Raw genomic sequence first — 17197 nt, forward strand, 5'->3', positions numbered from 1 at the left:
ATGACCGACCACAGCACGCCGGACAGCCGCACGCCGGACAGCCGTACCGTCCGGGCCGGTATCGCCGACATCGAGGGATACCTGCTGTGGCAGGCGGAGACCGACCGCGCCCGCGCCGACGCCGAAGCCTTCGTCGACGCCCTCGACTGGCCGACCACGGCCCAACGGCAGGAGCTGGTGCGCCTCTTGGCCCTCCGGCAGCTCGATCTCTCGCAGCGGGCCGTCACCCGTATCGCCGGCCGGGCGCTCCAGCTCCGCCGGGAGTACCAGCAGCGCTACGACTGCCTCAAACGCCGTGTCCTGGCGGCCGCGCTGGCCGTGCTGGCCGCCCTGGTGCTGGTGAATGTCCTGGTGCTGGCCGCCTGCTGAGCGGCGCCGGCCGCGTGAGGTACCGGGGGCCCGCCGAAGGCCCGCAAGCGGGAAAAACTCCTTGCCGGACCGGCAAAGGGCGGGATGCTGCCGGGGCGGAGGCCGGGGTGCCCCTGCCTGCCCGCAGCCGTCCCGCCCCGCTTCGGGAGGCAGCGTCACCCGTACGGCCATAGCGTGAAGAGAGGGTCCGAAGACTTCCCCTCGATGGAGCGAAGAGGTGAGGCGCGATGACCGAATCCGCAGAGCGCGGGGCGCGGAACACCGGGAACCTGGGGCGGACGACCATCGCCGACGGTGTGGTCGCCAAAATCGCCTATCTGGCAGCCGCTGAATCCGACGGGGTTCATGCCCTCGGCAGCGGATTTTCGAGATCGGTGGGAGCCCTGCGCAAACGCGTACCCGGCGGGGGCACGACCACCGTGCACGGCGTCAAGGTCGAAGTCGGCGAGAAACAGGCCGCGGTCGACCTGGACATCGTCGTCGATTACGGCGAGGTCATCCCCGAGGTGGGCAGAGCCGTGCGCCAGAACGTGATCTCCGCGGTCGAGGGGATGACCGGTCTCCAGGTCGTGGAGGTCAATATCGCGGTGAGCGATGTGTGGCTCCCCGAGGAGGAGGAAGAGGAAAGGGTGCAGTAGCTCCCCTGGAAAGCCCCCTCCGCGCAGGCTCCCTACGTCCCGGCGGACTCGTCTCCCGGCAGGCGCGGCAGTTCGGGGGCTTCCGTGTCCAGCGGTACCGACCAGGAGTTGAGCAGACCCAGCTGAACGCCGGTGCGCGGCAGCACGGCGTCCAGGAACCAGTCGGCGGCCACCCGGACCCGGTTCCCCGGCATCGCCATCAGGTGATAGCCGCGGGTGACGGCCGCGGCGAGCGGGCCGGAGATCGGCAGGTGCAGGGGGTTCGCCGCGGCCTGTACACCGCCCAGGTCGACCATGAACCCCAGGTCATGGTGCTGATACGCGCGCGGTGAACCCCGGCCGCAGGACGCCGCGACATTGTGCGCCGCGACCTTGCCCTGCCGCTGGGCGTGCTGGGCGGTCATCGGCGTCACCTCGCCGGGGCGCGTCAGGTCCGGCACGGCCGCCGCGTCACCGCAGGCGAACACCTCCGGCCGGCCGGGCACGCCCAGGAACTTGTCCACGCACAGGCGCCCCTTGTCGGTGGGCAGCCCCAACGAGTCGACCAGCGGATCGGGCCGTACGCCCACACACCAGATCAGGGAACGGCTGTGGATGAACTCGCCGTCGTCGAGCAGCACCCCGTCGGCGGTGGCCTCCTTGACGGAGGTACGGGTGCGGACATCGACGCCACGGGAGCGCAGGACCCGGTCGGCGGTGTGCGACAGCCGTTCGTCGAGTCCGGGCAGCAGCCGGTCGGCGACGTCCAGCAGCAGCCAGCGGGGGCGTGGACCGTCCTTCAGCCCGGTGTTCTGCCGGGCCAGGTCGGCGCTGAACAGCACTCCGTGGGCGGCGACTTCGGTGCCGGTGTATCCGGCACCCACCACCACGAAGGTGGTCCTGGCGGACCGCTCGGCCGGGTCCTCGGACGCACCGGCCAGTTCGATCTGGCGGGTGATGTGGTCGCGCAGGTACAGCGCTTCGGGCATACCGCGGAAGCCGTGGGCGTGCTCGGCGACGCCGGGGACGGGCAGCAGCTTGTTGACGCTGCCGACCGTCAGGACCAGCCGGTCGTAGGACAGCGCGCCCTTCCCGCCCTCGGGGCCGGTGTAGCGCACCTGGCGGGCATCGAGGTCCACGTCGTGGGCCTGCCCGAGGACGAGCCGGGTGCCCGGCAGGTTCCCGGTGAGCGATACCGCGATCCGGCGGGGTTCGAGAATTCCGGCCGCCACTTCCGGCAGCAGCGGAACGTACAGAAAGTAGTCATGGGGGTTGAGGAGCACGATCTCGGCGGCCCCCCTGGCCAGCCGGGAGAGCGTACGGGCACATTCGAACCCGGCGAAGCCGGCTCCGACGATCACGATCCGAGGACGACGTCGGTTCACGTGGACTCCTGCGGTCGAGGGGTGCTCCAGCGCCGGGCCGGGCGCGGCGGTCGCGGTCCGGTGTGACGGACGGCCCGCGCAGGCACACCGAGGGTGTGGTGCCCTGTCGGCTAACCGGTGAGCGGCCGGATACACATGGTGGTGTCGTGGCGCTCCGCCGTTCGGCCGGAAAGCGATCCCCACGGCCCGCCGGACAGGCATCCCCGCGGGCCACCGGAAGCGAATGCCTGCGGGCCACCGGAAACGAATGCCTGCGGGCCACCGGAAAGGAATCCCCGCGGGCAGTCAGCCGCTCTCCCGCTCCCCGTCCCCCGCATTGTCCCGCGCGATATGCACCGCCGCCTCCTCCGCCGACGCGGCGCCGCCGTCGATCCCGACGTCCCGCGCGGCGATGTCATTGCTGCCCCCGCGCCAGAATCCCTCGTCGGAGCCCACGAGCCGGCCGGCCCGCTCCTCGCCGCATTCGACGTCCGTGGGTTCCCCCACCCCGCCCGGGAGATCGCCGATGCCGTCGCCGTCGGGCGCGCGGACGTCCGGAACCTCCACGGCCAGCCGGTGGTCGAGCGTCTCGCGGTCGTGCAGCTCCCGCGCGGTGGTCCCCTCGTGGTTCACCACGAAGGGCCGCTCCGGGGGCGAATACCCCGTGTCCAGCGTCTCGTCGAGATCCGGCTCGTCCAGGGCGTCCTCCATGTCGAGGTCGTTGGGGTTGTCCTGGGGGTCGGACCTGGGCGGCTGATAGACCTCGTCGCCCATTGCGTCGTCGGACATAACCGCCCTCCTTCTCCGCCTTCTCCGGACCGGCCGCGGGGTGCGGCAGGTGCGTGTACAACCGATTGTCCGCCTCCTGGCGTCCGGCGGCAGCGCCAGGAGGCACGCTCCCGCCCGCCTCAGGCGCGCCGGTGTTCCGTCGCGATGCCGACGGCCTCGGCGATGCTCTGCACATTGCCGAACCGCTCGTGTGCGGGCAGCCGCTCGGCCATCGCGACCAGCCGGTCCGGAGCGTTGTTCCGCCGCAGGGTCTCGATGATCGCGTACTTGTCGGCCGGATACAGGCTCCGTCCGAGGTGCTGGGCGAGTTCGGAACGCAGCCCGACATCCCGCTCGCTCATCCCGCTCGGCGTGCCGCCCCTGAAGTCGCTCTCGGGGGACCAGGCCGCCACCGGCTGGTCCTCTCCCGCCGGCTGGAGTTCGTGCTCCTCATCGGTCCGCAGGGAGCGCTCCGCCGTCAATTGCCCCCGCAGTTGCTTCTTCATCACGTCATCCCGGGCGGGGCCGGTCTTGTCCGTGCCGTGTTCCATGACCATGGGTGCCTCCGGCTCTACGAGTCGTACAGACCCGACGCGTTACTCCCAGTTTCCCTGGTCCCCCAGCCGTAACAACCCGACGGCGCCCTTCACCACCCGGTACCACCCTGCGGCGGCCCTTTCCCCTCGCGCACACGGAAAACATCCGGGCATGCGCGCAACGTGACGGCAGATGCATATGCCCGCCATGCATATGGCTTTCGGGAACGGGAATTCGTAAGGCACCCGGCCCATAACGGCATACCGGTGACACCGGCCGCACACCGACGACAGCCCACCACCACGGGAGATTCCGCGGAATCCGAGGAAGCCAAGGAGGCAGCGCCATGCGACTCTCGCTCCTGAAACCGGTCATCAACCGGCCCGGCCCCTGGGCATCCGTCTATGCCAATGTCCCGCTCAGTACCGAGGACGCCGCAAAGCAGCAAGAGTTGACGGCGAGCGCCACCACGGCGCAGCTGTTCGCGCTCGGCGCGGACGAGGCCACCTGCGGTGCCGTGCACGAGGCCCTGCTCACGCCGCAGGAGGGCAGTCGCGGGCCGCACTCCGGACGGGTGCTGTTCGCCGCCCACGGTGAGATCGTGCTCGACACCCCGCTCCCCGGGCCCCCGGCCATGCCCTTCGCGGCCTGGGGCCCGGTACCCAGGGTCACTCCGTTGCTGGCGGCCATCGGCGACGACCCGGTCTGTCTCGTGGTCCGTCTCGACCGGGACGGGGCGGACTTCTCCCTCGTCGGCGAACGGGGCACCGGGAGCCCCGGCCGGCACAGCCGCACTGCCTCGCCCCTGCCCCGCACCGCCGCGGGCGACCCGTCCGAACGCCACTTCCGGACCAAGACGGAGAACACCTGGGAACACAACGCCGGGGAGATCGCCGACGCGGTGCGCGAGGCCTTCGAGAAGAGCGGCGCCGAGGCCGTCGTCCTGGTCGGCGAGACGCGCGAGCGCCACCTGGTGCACGAGAAGCTGCCCGAGCCGCTGCGTGCCCTCACCTACGAGAGTTCCCACGGCGGGCGTGCGCCCGGTGCCGAGAGCGCCCTGGTGGACCGGGACATCGCCCAGGTCAGAGCGGTACAGGAGCGCGAACACATCGCGCGGGTGGCGGACCGCTTCCGCACCGGCGCCGGGCCCGGGAACGGGCGCGCCCCGCATGCCGCGGCCGGTATCCCCGCCCTGATCGAGGCGGCGCGGGAGCACCGGATCGACACCCTGCTGGTCAGCCCGCACGGTTCGGACATCGCCCGGCAGGTCTGGGTGGGCTCCGACGCCGACCAACTCGCTGTCCGCGGAACGGAGTTGTCGTACCTGGGAGAGGAACATCCCGCGGTCGCCCGGGCGGACGACGCCCTGGTGCGGTCGGCGGCCGCGACCGGGGCCGACGTCGTGGTGGTCCGGGACCCCGACCGGGCACCGACCGGCGGGCTCGGCGCCATCCTGCGGGGGACGGTGGACGCGGGGCCGGAGTGATCCGCGGGACGCCGTACCCGGGGCCCCGCACCACACCGCCCGCCGGCCGGAGTCCGGCCGGCGGGCGGTGAGTGAGCGGTGGCAGGCGTGCGCCTCAGTCCTGGGCTTCGGCGGCCACCGGCTTCGGGATCAGGAAGGACGTCCCGATGGCCGCGGCGAGGATGGCCACGCCCGCGATCATGCCCGCGGTGTAGCCGCCGGGGGATGACGGGTCCGCCGGGGTGGCGGCGGTCTTGACCGCGTAGAGGAGCGCGAAGCTGAGCCCTGCCCCGAGGTTGAACGCGCCCGCGTTGAGGCCCGGCAGGAAGCCCGGGTTCTCGGCGGGGGAGAGGACGATGCCCAGCCCGTTGAGGACGATGTTCGCCACGCCCGCGTAGGCGATGCCCACCAGGATGGACGTCACCAGCAGCAGGACCTGCGAATGGCTGTGCATGGTGAGCAGCATCAGCACGACCGTCGCCACCGATCCGACCAGCCCGCACCGCAGGACGCGGCCGTAGCCGAAGGTGGCGGCGAGGCGGCCGGCCAGCGGACCCATGGCCAGCCCGGCGAGCGCGTACGGCGACAGCGTCCACCACGCGGAGGCCTCGGCGCTCATCCCGAGCCCGGCCCGGGCGTCCTGGGCGAAGGCCGGGATCAGCCCGTTCATCACGGCGAACACACCGGTCATGGTGAGCACGGTGGTCAGCAGGGTCGCCCAGGTCGCGCGCTGCTTGAGGTGCCGGGTGGCGACCAGGGGGTGCCCGCTGCGGTTCTCGGTCCGCCAGAAGAGCGCGAAGGCGGCCGCGGAGAGGACGAGGAGGACGGCGATCAGCGGCCAGTCGGCGGCGGCCAGCTTGCCCGCCTCGTTGAGCGCGATCAGCAGCGAGCCCACGGAGACGACGAGCAGCGCCACCCCGGGCCAGTCCATCCGGGTCGCCGCCGGCGCCTTCGACTCGGGCGTCAGGGTCGCGACCAGCACGGTGGCCAGGGCCGCAACGGCCGCCATCGCCCAGAAGACCGAGCCGAAACCGTGCCGGTCGGCGAGGTAGCCGCCCGCGAGGGAGTCGACACCGGCGATACCGCCGTTGACGGCGGTGATCACGCCGAGCAGGGTGCCGTACCGCTTCGGCTCCTTCACCTCGACCCGCAGCATGATCAGGCACAACGGGACGACCGGACCGCAGACACCCTGGATGACACGCCCGGCGAACAGCATCGGCACGCTGGTCGCCAGCGCGGCGACCACACATCCGACGACCATCAGGGCGAGCATGCCTGCCAGTACCCGGCGGCGGCCGATGACATCGCCCAGCCGCGGGAGGAACAGGGAGAACAGCGCCGCCGAGGTGAAGAAGGCGGTCTGGGTGAGGCCGATCTCGGCGGACGTGGCGCCGAGGGAGTCCTCGATGTTCTTCAGCGCGGGGCTGAGCATGCTGGCGTTGAGCTGGAAGGCGAAGCACGCCGCGAGCAGCGCCGTGAGCAGGACACCTATCCGGACGCCGGAGCCGCCGTCCGTCGCTTCGACGGGGCGCGCAGTGGTGGAAACGTTCATGCCTCGACGTCGCCGATCCGCTCGAGCGCATCCACGACGAGGCCCCAGAACCGCTCGTGGTCGAGCGTGACCGCGACCTGGGTGGTGCAGTCCTTCGGGGCGGGCGCACGGAAGTCCGTCACGGTCATCCCGACCGTCAGCGCACCGCGCAGCTCGATGTCCACCGGCGCCTTGCGTACGGTCATGACGTCCGGGTCGATCACATACGCCACCGCGCACGGATCGTGCACCGGCGGGTGGTCGAAGCCCTGGTTCTCGCGGTAGGCCTCGCGGAAGAAGTCCAGCAGCTCCAGGACGAAGCGGGCAGGCGCCGTGCCGACGGCGGCGATCTTCTCCTCAACGGCCGGGGTGGCCAGCGCCTGATGCGTCAGATCGAGGCCGACCATGGTCACCGGCCAGCGCTCGTTGAAGACGATGTGCGCGGCCTCGGGGTCGATGGCGATGTTGAACTCGGCGACCGCGCTCCAGTTGCCCTCGTGGTAGCCGCCGCCCATCAGGACGACCTCGCGGACCCGCTCGGCGATCCGCGGCTCCTTGCGCACGGCCAGGGCGATGTTCGTCAGGCCCGCCGTCGGGACGATGGTGATCTCACCGGGCTCATGGGACATCACCGTGTCGATGATCAGGTCCACCGCATGCCGGCGGTCCAGCTCGAAGGCCGGCTCGGGCAGGTCCGGGCCGTCGAGACCGGTCTCGCCGTGGATGTCCGGCGCCGTCTCGATGGCCCGCACCAGCGGACGCGGGCAGCCGGCGGCAAAGGGCACGCCCGTGATCCCGGCGATGCGCGCCACGGACAGGGCGTTGCGGGTCACCTTCTCCAGCGTCTGGTTCCCGACCACGGTCGTCACGGCGACCAGCTCGACGTCGGGATTGCCATGTGCCAGGAGCATGGCGATCGCATCGTCATGCCCCGGGTCGCAGTCGAGGATGATCTTTCTGGCCAACGGAGGAGCCCCTTTGCTCTGCTGCTCGGAAAAACGGTGATGAAGGTGTGGTGTGTGCGGGCCGGTATGGGCTCCGGCGCACAGCGCGCCCGGCGGTCACCCATGGTGAGCCCGGGCGTGGAGTCAGCCGGCGAGCGAGCAGCATGGAAAACGTTCTCCGGAAACTTGACCCATGGGCCCGCGGGTTGTCAATGGTTCAATCTCTGGCCATCCGGACGTTATCGGGACGAAGAGTGGGGGCGACGGCCGGGGGTGCGCCTGTGGCGGGACAACGTTTGCCGGGCGGACAAGGGGGCGTATGCTCCCTCCGGTTCGGGCGGGCCGAACGGAGGGAGCCGGGAGACGGTGGCCGAAGTCACGTTGAGGGATGTCGCGCTGGCGTCGGGCTGCTCCATTGCCACGGTCTCCCGCGTCCTGGCCGGCACCCGCCCGGTCGGCGCCGAGACCGCCCGCACCGTCCGCGCGGCGGCCGAGCGCCTGGGCTACCGGCCCAACCAGGTGGCCCGCGCCCTGCGCAGCCGTTCCACCGGCACCGTCGGGCTCGTGCTGCCGCAGATCACCAACCCGTTCTTCCCGTCCCTCGTCCGGGAGCTGGAGCACGCCCTGCACGCCGAGGGGCGGGCCGTGCTCCTCGCCGACTGCGACGACGACCCGGTGACCGAGGCGGCTCGGATCAACGCCCTCCTGGGGCGGCAGGTCGACGCCTTGCTGCTGATACCCGTCGACGAGCGGCGCAGCCGGGAAGCGGTGGCCGCTGCGGCCGGCCGGGTGCCGCTGGTGCTGCTCGACCGCGGCTGCGGACCCGGTGTCGCCGACTCCGTCGCCGTCGACAACGCGGCCGGTATGGCGCTGGTGCTCGATCACCTGGCTGCCACCGGCCGCCGCCGCCCGTGCTTCGTCGGCGCGGCCGGGACCGCGTCGGCGGCGGTCGAACGGCGCGCGGCCTACGAGGCGGGCGCCGCGGCGCTGGACCCCGAGGCCCCCGGACGCCTCGCACTCGGCGACTTCTCGGTGGAGTGGGGACGGGCCGCCGTCGACCGCCTCTGGCCGTCCCGCCCGGACGCCCTGATCTGCGCCAACGACCTCATCGCCGCCGGTGCGCTGCAACGGCTGCGGCAACTGGGCGCGGAGGTACCGGGCGAGGTCGCCGTCACCGGCTTCGACGACATCCCGCTCGCGGGTCTCGCCGACCCGGCGCTGACGACCGTCCGCCAGCCGGTCGGCGAACTGGCCGCCGAAGCCGCCCGCCTGCTGAGCCGCGGCCCGGCCGGAGCACAGCCGGGGCCGCGGCACACGGTCCGGCTGGCACCGCAGCTGGTCGTACGGGCCTCCAGCGCCTCCACCGGCGCGCCGGGCACGTCTGGCGCGCCCGGCGCACCCGGGGAGCCTTGCACCGAAGCGACGCGGGTTCCCGGGGGCTGACCGGTCGTCACGGTGGCAGTCGCCGTCATTGCCGAGGGCGGCGATCAGGGAGACGGCGAGGGCGGCGTGGGCGGCGACGCACCCGTTACGATCGGCCCATTCGAGGCCGTCGTTCGTGGCCGCTGCCGGGAGGAAGAGATGGGCCTGTTCCGCCGAGGACCGAAGCGGGATCCCCGCGACCTGGCACGCGACGGGGAGTTCGGTTTCTTCTCCGAGCGCGAAGGCGGCGTGTTCAGATCGCAGGTCCGGCAGGCCTTCGCGGAACAGGGGCTCGAAGTCACCGCGTATGCGGGCGTGGTCACCGACTCCGCGGGCCGGCAGTTCGGCCTCGGCAACCTCGCCGCGGTGTGCCACCGCGACCGGCGCGGTGAGCGCAGCTGGCCCGCGCTGATCCGGGACCACGTCGGCAAGGTGCTCCGTACGATGGACGGCCCGCAGCCGCTGGAAATCCTCAGCTCCGACGAGATCCGGGCCTGCCTCTACCCCCGTGTGGTCGCCCAGGAGACCCTGCCCGCCTCCGATTCCTTCCGCTACGGCCGCGCCCCGGCGCCGGGGCTGCGGGAAGTGCTCGCCCTCGATCTGCCCGAGGCGGTGCAGATGCTGAGCGAGGACTCGCTGACCGATCTCGGGGAGGTGGCGGAGCTGCGGATCCGGGCGATGAACAACCTGCGCGCCCTGCCGGTCGAGGGGCACGAGACCGTGCGGCGCGGTGACGGCTCCGCGTTCGAGGTGCTGCTCGGCGACTCCTTCTTCACCGCGAGCCGGGTGCTGGTGCTGGACGAACTGGTGCAGCGGCTGATGGGCATCGAACTCACCCCGGACGGTGCGCTGGTCGCCCTGCCCTTCCGCCACCAGCTGGCCTTCCACCGCATTCACGATGCCCAGGTCGTCCCGGCGTTGCAGGCCATGGCGCAGTTCGCGGCGGCCGGCCACGAGGACGCGGCGGGCGCCATCAGCCCCCGGGTTTTCTGGTGGCGCCGGGGCGTGATGACTCCGCTGAGCGAGCCGTCCGGCGGCGGACTGCGGGTGGTGGCGGACGCGGACTTCCAGGCGATGCTGGAGCGGTTGGTGCAGGACGACGCCTGAACGTCGTCCGGGGCGGGGCAGGGGCCGGGCCAGGTATGTGCCAGGGGCGTGCCAGGGGCGTGCACACCCCGCACAAGATTTTCTTGCGGAAGTTTCACCGTGAGGGAACCTGATGCGCCTTTCACCCGTTGTAAAGAGTGAGGCCCCACGCTCTCCCCCGTGCGTGGGGCCTCACTGTGTTCTCCGGCTCGCCCTGGCTCCTCCCCGGGGGCTTTCCTGACGCCGGGCGGCCTCAGTCGCCGAGAACCGCGCGTTCCTCGTCGGTGAACAGCCGCGAGCGGATCAGAAAGCGCACCCCCTCCGGCGCTTCCAGGGAGAAGCCACTGCCCCGCCCCGGTACGACGTCCACCGTCAGATGGGTGTGCCGCCAGCGCTCGAACTGCTCCCCGGACATCCAGAACCCCACCGGCTCCGGCACGCCCTCCACGGCCAGCCGGGCCAGCAGCACATCCGACGATCCGGTACGGAACTCTCCGGCCGGGTAGCACATGGGGGCGCTGCCGTCACAGCAGCCGCCGGACTGGTGGAACATCAGCGGGCCGTGCCGGTCGTGCAGCAGACGCAGCAGTTCGGTCGCCGCCGCACTGAGCGCGATCCGGGAAGCTCCCTGCGCAGCGGCGCCTCCGGCGGCCGCAGGCGCCTGTTCGGCGCCGCTCATCAAAGCCGCCCCGGCTGTGTCGCGAAGCCGTTGACCTGGGGATTGTCGGTCTCTTTTCGGTACACGTGCCGTTCCTCTCCTGACCGGCCACAACGGACAGCGCTCCCGGGACGGCGGCGGGCCGGCCCGGCACGGACCGGATCATGGTCACCGAGATCATGGTCACCGAGCCGCCACGGAGGCAGTGCCTCAGTTAACCCCCTGCCACGTTGCGAGGTGGTTGCACACGACGGCGGGCCCGCGGATCCGTCGGCGGTTCCGGCCTCCCAAGATCCCCGCGGCCGTGCGGCGGGGGCGGCGGCCCGGATCCGCGTGCCCAGCTCAGGCAACCGCGGTGGGCATCGCAACGTCTCGAACAGCAGAGGCGCAAGACGAGAGTTGAGCAAGTGGTGACGTTCGGACATTCCCGCGATGCATGCGGTGACGACTGGCCGTTGGTGGGGCGCGAACGCGAGCTCGCCGCCCTCGATGCCGTGGCCGCCGAGGTCCTGTCCGGCCGGTCCCGCGTCGTACAGCTCGAAGGGGCGGCCGGGGTCGGCAAGTCCGTCCTGCTGAGCGCCTGGTGGGAGCGGAACGATCAGTTCCGGGTGCTGCGGGCCCGCTGCCACCCCCTGGAGCGCGCATTCGCCTTCGGCGCGGTGCGACAGCTGTTCCGGCCCCTGCTGGCCGCGGTGTCCGAGGCCGACCGCGCCCGACTCCTGGAGGGCTCCGCGGCGGCTACGCTCCGGGCGCTGGACGACGCCGCCGGCACGGAACCGCTGCCGGAGGCGGCCGATGTGACGGCGTCGACGCTGCAGGGACTCGACACCCTGGCCGCCCGGCTCTCCCGCCGGCAACCCCTGCTCCTGGCGGTCGACGCCCTGCAGTGGATCGACCAGCCCTCACTGCGCTGGCTGGTGCACTTCGCCGGACGGGCGGACAGTCACCCCGTACTGATCGCGGTGACCACGCGGAGCGCCGAGGTCAGACGGCTCGATCCGCTGCTCGCCGAGCTCGTCCGTCCCGCGAACTGCCAGACCCTCGTGGTGGAGCCGCTGGACACCGCCGGTGTGACACAGCTGGTGCAAACGCTCTGGGGCGCGGAGGAACCCGATGACGCCTTCTGCGCCGCCGCGCACGCCGCCACGGGCGGGCACCCGCTGTTCGTCCGCGCCCTGCTCCACCAGGCGCAGCGCAGCGGGGTGCGGCCGACCGCGTCCTTCCGGGACCGGATCCCCACGGTCATGCTGTCGACGCTCGCGGGGGAGATCTCGCACCGGCTCTGCCAGGCGTCCGGCGAGGTGGTGGAGCTGGTGCGGGCACTGGCGTTACTGGGCGACCGCAAGCCGCCGGAGCTGCTTGCCGCGTACTGCGGAACGGGGCGTGCCGTGGTGCTCTCCGCGGCCCAGGACCTGCGGTCGCTGGGCCTGCTGCGTGCGGACGGCGACCTCCGCTTCACCCATCGGGTCGTCCGCGACACGGTGCTCGGGATGCTGTCGCCCGAGGAACTCGGTGCCGGTCATGCGCGGGCGGCCCAGGTGTCCTGCCTCAGCGGACGCCCCGACGAGGAAGTGGCGGCCCACCTGCTGGCGGCCGGTCCCGTACACGGTTCCTGGGTCCTGCCGGTGCTGCGCAGAGCGGCCGGCCAGGCCCTGCACCGCGGCGCACCGGAGACGGCCGTGACCTATCTGCGTGCCGCCCTGCACCAGCCGCTGGACGATCCCGAGCGCGCCCGGGTGCTCCTGGAACTGGGCACCGCGGCCAGCCATTACGATGCCGCGCTGGCCATCTCCTGCGTCACCGGCGCGCTCGAGGAGCTGACCGACGAAACGGCCCGCAGCGACGCGCTGGGCGTGCTCGCCTACTCGCTGCTCCTCTCCCGTGGCTCCCGTACGGACCTGTCGGATGTGGACCGGAAGATCGCGGCGCTGTGCGACCGGCGCACGGCGGACTCCGGGGCCGCCGACCGCGAACTGGCGCTGCGGATGGGGGCGCTGCGCGCATGGATGGAGTTCGAGCGGCCGTCCGTCACCAGTCCGGCACCGCCGTCGGCCCCCGGTGCGGACGACGACCCGGCCGACCGCACCGCGGGAGAACGCCAGCTGCTCGCGATCCGCGCCTTCCGCGCCCTGCGCGCCGCCCTGCCCGCCCCGTACGTCGCCGGACTCATCGAGCGCGCGTCCGTCAACCTGCCGGCCTTCTCCCACGACCTGTTCCCGCTGCACTACTTCGTCGCCCAGACGCTGCTGTACCTCGACGAGCTCGATACGGCCGACCAGCTCAACCGCCATCTGACCCGGGAGATCTCGGGCCGGGGCATGGAACTCCTCGTCTCCTCCCTGATGCTCTACCAGGCAGGACTGGCGCTGCGCCGGGGGAACATCACCGAAGCGCTCGCCACCGCTGAGACCGCCGTTGACCAGGCGTCCTCCACCGGGCGGCTCCCGTACGCACTGACCCTGGACACCCTCAGGATCGACGCCCTCCTCGCCCAGGGCCGGATGGAGGCGGCCGAGCGGATCGCGGGCGCCCATGCCGTGGCCGGGCAGGCGGAAGTGGCATGGGAGCGGCCCCGCTTCCTCATGAGTCTGGCAGCGCTGCGGATCGCTCAGGGCAATCCGCGGGCGGGGCTCTCGCTGCTCCGCGAGTGCGGCCACCACTGCGAGGCCGCGGGGACCGTCAGTCCCGCGATGGCTCCCTGGCGCTCCCGCTCCGTGGCCGCCCATCTCGCCCTGGGGGACACCGCGTCGGCCCGTGCGCTGGCCGAGCAGGAACTCGACCTCGCCCGGCGCTGCCGCATCCCACGGGCCCTCGGGGTCGCGCTGCGGGTGACGGGACTCGCCACGAGCGGTCCTCCGGGGCTGGACCTGCTGGCCGAGGCCGTCGACGTACTGGGCCCGACCCCCGCCCGCCTCGAACTCGCCCGCGCCCTGGACGCCTTCGGGGCCGCCCTGCTGCACCGGGACGACAAGCGGGGCGCCAGGAGCGCCTTGCGCCGCGGGCTGGACCTCGCCGTGGGGTGCGGTGCCCCGGTGCTCGCCGCGCGTCTGCAGGAGCGGCTGCACCTCGCGGGCGGGCGGGTCGGCAGGGCCGGGGGCGCGGGGGCGCTGACCGCGGGGGAGGAGCGCGTCGGCACCCTGGCCGCACAGGGCTACAGCAACAAACAGATCGCCGAACTGCTCGTCGTCTCGCTGCGGACCGTGGAAACCCATCTGACCGGCGCCTACCGCAAGCTCGGGATCGCGGGACGCCCGTATCTGGCGGCGGCCATGGCGGCCGCGGACCGCTCGCGTCAGGGGAGCGGCACGACGGACTCCTGACGCGCGGTTCCGGGACGCGTGTGCCCGGCCGGACCCGAAAGGCCCCTCACCTTCTGGCGAGGGGCCTTTCGGCATCCCGGCGGGCAGCCTCGCCGGCCTGTGGTCGGGCAGGGGCGAAGAGCCGTGGTTCTCGTGGTCCGGTGCCGTGGTGTCCCGTTTCCCGGGGGGCTTCTCGTGGTTACCCCCGGTCCCTTTCTCCGGGTACCGAAGTCTTAGCCCGAACCAATTGATTCGGCCGGCTGCTCATGACTTACTCAGATCTCACGACGTCGCATTCTTCCGATGTCGCAGGAGAGTTCAAGAGGGAGTGGCAACCGTGAGGTTCAATCATCGGGCCGTATTCGGTCTTCTCGCGGCGGGCGCCGCAAGCCTGTCGGCGGTGTTCACAGCCCCCGTCGCCCATGCGGATTCGAGTCACTACATTCAGATCACCAATCACGCCGGAATTCTCGCCAACACCTGCTACAAGTGGCGTGATGTCGAGGGCAAGGACTACTGCCACAATGTCCGTCCGGTGAACGACACCTGGCAGGCGTATTTCCCCGACGGCGCGACCGGCGCAAAGATCGACCTCAGCACCAGCATCGTGGACTACGCCACGAGAGACAGTGCCGCGGTATTCGACACCAGCAAGAACCACTGCTTCGAAATCACGGGCCTCGTCGACCGGCCCAAGCTCACGGAAATCGGCTGCTGAACGCAGCAATCGGGGAAGTTCCGCCGCCGCGGTCTCCCGTGAACCGGGTTCCAGTGACCCGGGCCCCCACTCACAGAGCGAGGAATACGTTGATCTCCACATCCGCATCCCGCATCGGTATCGCCCTCGGTGCCGTCACCGTCGCGCTTGCCCTGACGACGCCCACGGCGTCGGCCGCCGATTCCACCGACATCAACGGTCACACGAACAACTGGCTGCAGGAGGGCAGCCCCTCCGTCACCTACGACAACGGGTACCAGGTGAACTCCGCTGACGAAGTCAAGCGGGCCATGGACCAGTGCAACAGCAGCGGTGTGTCCTGCACGGCGACGACCGTGGAGTCCAAGAACGTGACGAAGTGGTTCGACGTGGAGAACACCGTCATGGGCGTGGGCCCCATTCAGAACTGCAGCGGAGGACAAGGGGAAATCAACCAGACCCTCAGCGGGAGCAAGACCTTCACCTGGGGCTGGAACGTCGGCGTCAACGTCGATATCACCCTCGTCAAGGACAAGCTGGGAGTGGGGGCCTCCGCGCAGTACAGCGAGACCAATGCCGAGGCGAAGAGCGGTGACGTCCGGATCACCATCAAGCCGGGGCGGAAGGGCATGCTGAAGCTGGGCCACGACATGGAGCAGCGCGTCTCCGATGTGCGGATCCAGGGCGGCGAGTTCGGTGGCGCGAAGATCACGGGTCTCCGTACCGAAATACCCCTCAGTGCGGCGGCGCGGGCGGACACCGACGAGGTCGCATGCGGCGGAAAGCTGATGAACGGCAGCTGAGCCGCCGCTCCCCCTCGCCAACCCTCCCTTAAGGAGCACTCCATGCGGAAAATCAAGAAGTCGGCGGCGTACGGTGCAGCCGCCCTGGGGCTCGCGCTGGCCGGAGCCGTCATGACGGCACCGTCGGCCGCCGCGGCGGGCTCGGGCAATTACATCGGGTTCACCAACAACGGCTGGTTCCTGGTCGACACCTGCTACCACTGGCAGGGCTCGTCGACCTCGGACTCGTGCGACTACGCGAAGCCCAAGGGCACCGACTGGCGGGTGGAAATCCCCGCCGACGCCCAGGGCGTCCAGCTCGAAGTGACGGTGGCGGCCCAGATCGGGGGCGGCAATGTGACGCCGCAGATCACGGACCTCAAGCGCGGCCACTGCTACGAGCTGAGCGGCTACACCTTCAACCCGAAGATCACCGAAAAGACCTGTTAGAGCATGTCCGGATCAGCGAAGCGAGAGGCGCATTCCCGTATGCGAAGCAGAAAGCGTTCCCTGACCTATGGTGCCGCGGCACTCGGACTGGCGCTGGCCGGCGCGGTACTGTCCGCGCCGTCCGCCGCTGCCGCCTCGGACAACTACATCGCGTTCGAGCACAACGCCGGCTCCCTCATCGACACCTGCTATGAGTGGAAAGGCCCGGCGGGCATAGAGAGCAAGAACTACTGCCAGCACGACCGGCCGATCGGGACCAGTTGGAAGGGGTACTTCCCCGCCGAAGCGACCGGGGTCACGGTCACCGTCTACTGGACGGGCGGCTCCAAGCCCCTGTACATCAACGAGGCCGACAAGAACCACTGTTACAAGCTCGAAGGCACTCTGGTGTCCGGGATCCACGTCCTCGACGTCGCCTGCTGAGTGACGTCCCGGGGCCCGTCGGCGCATTCCGCCGGCGGGCCCCGCCGCATGCCCGCGCACGGGTTCACGGGGGTGAGCCGCGTCTCACCCGGGCGGTGCCCACTTGTCTATGCAACAAGTTGCATAGAAGGATTCGGGGCATGGCGCTCGACCACGCGATCCTCGTCTCCCTGCTGGAGAAGCCGGGCTCCGGCTATGAGCTGGCCCGGCGGTTCGACCGGTCCATCGGATACTTCTGGACCGCCACCCACCAGCAGATCTACCGCGTCCTCAAGCGCATGGAGAGCGACGGCTGGGTCGATGTCCGCGAGGTGCCGCAACAGGCCCGGCCGGACAAGAAGGAGTACTCCGTCGCCGCCCCGGGCCGGGCCGCGCTCTCCGGATGGCTCCACGAGCCGATCGAACCCGAGAGCGTCCGGCACGACCTCGCCGTGAAGATCCGCGGCGCGGCGTTCGACGACCCGGCCGCGCTGATCCGTGAGGTCGAGCGCCACCACCAGGCGCACACCGACCGGCTCGCGCACTATCTCGCGGGGGAGCGGCGGGACTTCACCGGTCCCGAGGCCCCCGCCACGCCCGACGCCGGACAAGAGCTCCAGCACGTCGTGCTGCGCGGCGGCATCGCCTACGAGCGGATGACCCTCGCCTGGCTCGACGACGTGCTCGCCACCCTCCGCCGGCTCGCCGAGCTCCACGGAGGCGGTCCCGGGCGCTGAACCGGCGGCGGCGCACCACCGCCCGCCGGCCCCCGGCCCGCCCCTGAAGCTTCCCGCCACCACCCG

The 17197-nt window shown here is 71.3% G+C and carries 17 protein-coding genes; 11 read left to right on the forward strand and 6 right to left on the reverse strand.

Annotated elements, in window-relative coordinates; all coding sequences use genetic code 11:
• Both ABZ851_RS11720 and ABZ851_RS11725 read left to right on the forward strand, forming a co-directional pair.
• Positions 1-369, forward strand: coding sequence for a hypothetical protein (locus ABZ851_RS11720; RefSeq protein WP_361125098.1), 369 nt, complete (start codon positions 1-3; stop codon positions 367-369).
• A gap of 227 nt (positions 370-596) precedes the next feature.
• On the forward strand, positions 597-1007 hold the full coding sequence (locus ABZ851_RS11725; protein ID WP_336049154.1) for an Asp23/Gls24 family envelope stress response protein: 411 nt from the start codon (positions 597-599) through the stop codon (positions 1005-1007).
• Positions 1008-1039: 32 nt separating this feature from the next.
• Here the strand turns inward: ABZ851_RS11725 and ABZ851_RS11730 are convergent, their stop codons facing one another.
• The 3 genes from ABZ851_RS11730 to ABZ851_RS11740 all read right to left on the reverse strand — a co-directional run bounded on the left by ABZ851_RS11730 (position 1040) and on the right by ABZ851_RS11740 (position 3675).
• Positions 1040-2347: an NAD(P)/FAD-dependent oxidoreductase gene (locus ABZ851_RS11730; RefSeq protein ID WP_361126195.1), complete on the reverse strand. Its 1308-nt coding sequence runs from the start codon at positions 2345-2347 to the stop codon at positions 1040-1042.
• A 309-nt stretch (positions 2348-2656) separates the two neighbouring features.
• On the reverse strand, positions 2657-3139 hold the full coding sequence (locus ABZ851_RS11735) for a DUF5709 domain-containing protein (protein WP_361125100.1): 483 nt from the start codon (positions 3137-3139) through the stop codon (positions 2657-2659).
• Positions 3140-3258: 119 nt separating this feature from the next.
• The gene (locus ABZ851_RS11740; RefSeq protein ID WP_088801286.1) at positions 3259-3675 is read right to left on the reverse strand and encodes a DUF2795 domain-containing protein; all 417 of its coding nucleotides are present in this window, start codon (positions 3673-3675) and stop codon (positions 3259-3261) included.
• A gap of 326 nt (positions 3676-4001) precedes the next feature.
• On the opposite strand from ABZ851_RS11740, the gene ABZ851_RS11745 reads away from it, so the two are divergent.
• Positions 4002-5141 (forward strand): Vms1/Ankzf1 family peptidyl-tRNA hydrolase, encoded by a 1140-nt coding sequence (locus ABZ851_RS11745; RefSeq protein ID WP_361125102.1) that lies wholly within the window; start codon positions 4002-4004, stop codon positions 5139-5141.
• 94 nt (positions 5142-5235) lie between these two features.
• On the opposite strand, the gene ABZ851_RS11750 is transcribed toward ABZ851_RS11745, so the two are convergent.
• A complete protein-coding gene (locus tag ABZ851_RS11750) occupies positions 5236-6675 on the reverse strand; it encodes an MFS transporter (protein WP_361125104.1) in 1440 nt (479 codons plus the stop codon).
• Positions 6672-7619 (reverse strand): nucleoside hydrolase, encoded by a 948-nt coding sequence (locus ABZ851_RS11755; protein WP_361125106.1) that lies wholly within the window; start codon positions 7617-7619, stop codon positions 6672-6674. The genes ABZ851_RS11750 and ABZ851_RS11755 overlap by 4 nt, the downstream gene beginning before the upstream one ends.
• A 345-nt stretch (positions 7620-7964) precedes the next feature.
• Here ABZ851_RS11755 and ABZ851_RS11760 point away from each other — a divergent pair, with 345 nt between their 5' ends.
• The gene (locus tag ABZ851_RS11760; protein ID WP_361125108.1) at positions 7965-9041 is read left to right on the forward strand and encodes a LacI family DNA-binding transcriptional regulator; all 1077 of its coding nucleotides are present in this window, start codon (positions 7965-7967) and stop codon (positions 9039-9041) included.
• A 138-nt stretch (positions 9042-9179) separates the two neighbouring features.
• Positions 9180-10127, forward strand: a complete 948-nt coding sequence (locus tag ABZ851_RS11765; RefSeq protein WP_361125110.1) for a hypothetical protein — start codon at positions 9180-9182, stop codon at positions 10125-10127.
• A gap of 232 nt (positions 10128-10359) precedes the next feature.
• Here ABZ851_RS11765 and ABZ851_RS11770 read toward each other — a convergent pair whose 3' ends face one another.
• Positions 10360-10785: a DUF779 domain-containing protein gene (locus ABZ851_RS11770; protein ID WP_361125112.1), complete on the reverse strand. Its 426-nt coding sequence runs from the start codon at positions 10783-10785 to the stop codon at positions 10360-10362.
• A gap of 386 nt (positions 10786-11171) precedes the next feature.
• Between ABZ851_RS11770 and ABZ851_RS11775 the strand changes: the two genes are divergently transcribed.
• The 6 genes from ABZ851_RS11775 (at position 11172) to ABZ851_RS11800 (ending at position 17131) form a co-directional block, all read left to right on the forward strand.
• Positions 11172-14084: an AAA family ATPase gene (locus ABZ851_RS11775; protein WP_361125114.1), complete on the forward strand. Its 2913-nt coding sequence runs from the start codon at positions 11172-11174 to the stop codon at positions 14082-14084.
• 316 nt (positions 14085-14400) lie between these two features.
• On the forward strand, positions 14401-14781 hold the full coding sequence (locus tag ABZ851_RS11780) for a hypothetical protein (RefSeq protein ID WP_361125116.1): 381 nt from the start codon (positions 14401-14403) through the stop codon (positions 14779-14781).
• A gap of 89 nt (positions 14782-14870) precedes the next feature.
• Positions 14871-15563, forward strand: a complete 693-nt coding sequence (locus tag ABZ851_RS11785) for a hypothetical protein (protein ID WP_361125118.1) — start codon at positions 14871-14873, stop codon at positions 15561-15563.
• A gap of 42 nt (positions 15564-15605) precedes the next feature.
• Positions 15606-15992, forward strand: a complete 387-nt coding sequence (locus ABZ851_RS11790) for a hypothetical protein (RefSeq protein WP_361125120.1) — start codon at positions 15606-15608, stop codon at positions 15990-15992.
• Positions 15993-16031: 39 nt separating this feature from the next.
• A complete protein-coding gene (locus ABZ851_RS11795; RefSeq protein WP_361125122.1) occupies positions 16032-16415 on the forward strand; it encodes a hypothetical protein in 384 nt (127 codons plus the stop codon).
• A gap of 140 nt (positions 16416-16555) precedes the next feature.
• Positions 16556-17131 carry a PadR family transcriptional regulator gene (locus tag ABZ851_RS11800; RefSeq protein ID WP_361125124.1) on the forward strand — a complete coding sequence of 192 codons (576 nt, stop codon included), beginning with the start codon at positions 16556-16558 and terminating at the stop codon, positions 17129-17131.
• Positions 17132-17197: the final 66 nt, after the last annotated feature.

The sequence above is a fragment of the Streptomyces sp. NPDC047049 genome (assembly GCF_040643995.1).
Classification (GTDB): Bacteria; Actinomycetota; Actinomycetes; order Streptomycetales; family Streptomycetaceae; genus Streptomyces; species Streptomyces mooreae.

Coding starts and splice junctions, on each gene's coding strand:
- ABZ851_RS11800 (WP_361125124.1), top strand. CDS start 16,556: ATGGCGCTCGACCACGCGATCCTCGTCTCCCTGCTGGAGAAGCCGGGC.
- ABZ851_RS11765 (WP_361125110.1), top strand. CDS start 9,180: ATGGGCCTGTTCCGCCGAGGACCGAAGCGGGATCCCCGCGACCTGGCA.
- ABZ851_RS11725 (WP_336049154.1), top strand. CDS start 597: ATGACCGAATCCGCAGAGCGCGGGGCGCGGAACACCGGGAACCTGGGG.
- ABZ851_RS11795 (WP_361125122.1), top strand. CDS start 16,032: ATGCGAAGCAGAAAGCGTTCCCTGACCTATGGTGCCGCGGCACTCGGA.
- ABZ851_RS11740 (WP_088801286.1), bottom strand. CDS start 3,675: ATGGTCATGGAACACGGCACGGACAAGACCGGCCCCGCCCGGGATGAC.
- ABZ851_RS11720 (WP_361125098.1), top strand. CDS start 1: ATGACCGACCACAGCACGCCGGACAGCCGCACGCCGGACAGCCGTACC.
- ABZ851_RS11745 (WP_361125102.1), top strand. CDS start 4,002: ATGCGACTCTCGCTCCTGAAACCGGTCATCAACCGGCCCGGCCCCTGG.
- ABZ851_RS11750 (WP_361125104.1), bottom strand. CDS start 6,675: ATGAACGTTTCCACCACTGCGCGCCCCGTCGAAGCGACGGACGGCGGC.
- ABZ851_RS11790 (WP_361125120.1), top strand. CDS start 15,606: ATGCGGAAAATCAAGAAGTCGGCGGCGTACGGTGCAGCCGCCCTGGGG.
- ABZ851_RS11770 (WP_361125112.1), bottom strand. CDS start 10,785: ATGAGCGGCGCCGAACAGGCGCCTGCGGCCGCCGGAGGCGCCGCTGCG.
- ABZ851_RS11735 (WP_361125100.1), bottom strand. CDS start 3,139: ATGTCCGACGACGCAATGGGCGACGAGGTCTATCAGCCGCCCAGGTCC.